We start from the raw sequence: 631 nt of genomic DNA, 5'->3' as shown, positions 1-631 counted from the left end.
TTCGTTCTTGTTCTGAAACCATTGCTAATATTTGAATGATTAAGTCTTTCATAAATTTATCTAATAATGGATTGCCAATGACTTCGTTCATCATAGGTAAGCTAGTAATCATCAATTGAACTTCTTTGTCTTTTAAATAATTAACGGTATGAATCACTTCATCGTAATTACGACCTAAACGATCAATAGATTCTACTATAAACCGATCCCCCATTCTTACAAAGTTAAGTGCTTCTTGAAGTATTGGTCTATTTTCAATAGATTTCCCAGATTGTTTTTCTATAAATATTTTTTCAGCACCAAACGTCTTTAAATTTTCGAGTTGTCTTTCTAAATTTTGTTCGATTGATGATACTCTCGCATAGCCAACAATCATTGATTTCCACCTCACAATTAATATACACCCTAATCATACGTTTTAGTTGCTGTAAATTCAATAACTATATCTGTATGATTAGGGTGTACTTGTAATCAACACTTTTTAATATATCTTCAAAAAAGATTGTTAGAAAACTATAACACACTCTATATTTATTTTATCCTCCTATATAGATACTGATTTTGCATTTTTCTACTAACCAGTGTTATAATTTACCTAACAAGAGCTTCGTGCATTATATGCACCAATCCC

1 protein-coding gene is annotated in these 631 nt (G+C 30.0%); it reads right to left on the bottom strand.

Annotation, left to right across the window (positions count from 1 at the left end; translation table 11 throughout):
* Positions 1-376: recombinase family protein (locus HMPREF2937_RS07225; RefSeq protein WP_142351412.1), on the bottom strand; the 376-nt coding region annotated here is incomplete at its 3' end.
* Positions 377-631 lie beyond the last annotated feature (255 nt).

This window comes from Staphylococcus sp. HMSC061G12 (genome assembly GCF_001838465.1).
GTDB classification, from domain to species: Bacteria; Bacillota; Bacilli; order Staphylococcales; family Staphylococcaceae; genus Staphylococcus; species Staphylococcus simulans.
Note: the sequence above shows the minus strand (reverse complement) of the source record. Positions and strands in the feature narration are given on the sequence as shown.